Source organism: Bacillus sp. 05T31, from assembly GCF_056396725.1.
In genome coordinates this window covers 1-463 of sequence record NZ_JBFTMA010001368.1, presented here as the reverse complement: position 1 = coordinate 463, position 463 = coordinate 1, and the positions used below count along the sequence as shown (strand labels likewise).

Genomic DNA, 463 nt, shown 5'->3' with positions numbered 1-463 from the left:
TATAGCAGGTGGGCAAACATCATTAAATATGTTTTTACTAAGTGTTAGTAGGAACTACATCGGTGAGATGGAGTGTTAACACTTTAATAATAATAATTTATTATATAATTATTATTGTATAAAAATGATTTTTTCGGGATGATAAATAAAACTCTGGATACTATATCTAATTAGATGAAAAGAATCTGAGGTTTTTCTGATTCTTTAAATTTAACAGRAATATATACTTGAATGAAGTATATATTTCTGTTAAATTTATCGTATGGATAGAACAAGTTTAATTAAAGGGAATTTAGAAATGTGTGTATTGTCTATTTTGTCTACAAAGAAAAGTTATGGTTATGAAATTATGAAAGAACTCGAAGTACATAATTTAAAATTGAAAGGAGTAGGAAGTATTTATCCCATTTTAACTAAACTGAAAAATCAAGAGTGGGTTAATACTTATCAAGAGGTGACGGAT

1 protein-coding gene is annotated in these 463 nt (G+C 26.0%); it reads left to right on the top strand.

The features are described from left to right. Window positions 1-262 precede the first annotated feature (262 nt). A partial coding sequence (locus tag AC1DJR_RS33340) for a PadR family transcriptional regulator (protein WP_477004605.1) occupies window positions 263-463 on the top strand: 201 nt, incomplete at its 3' end.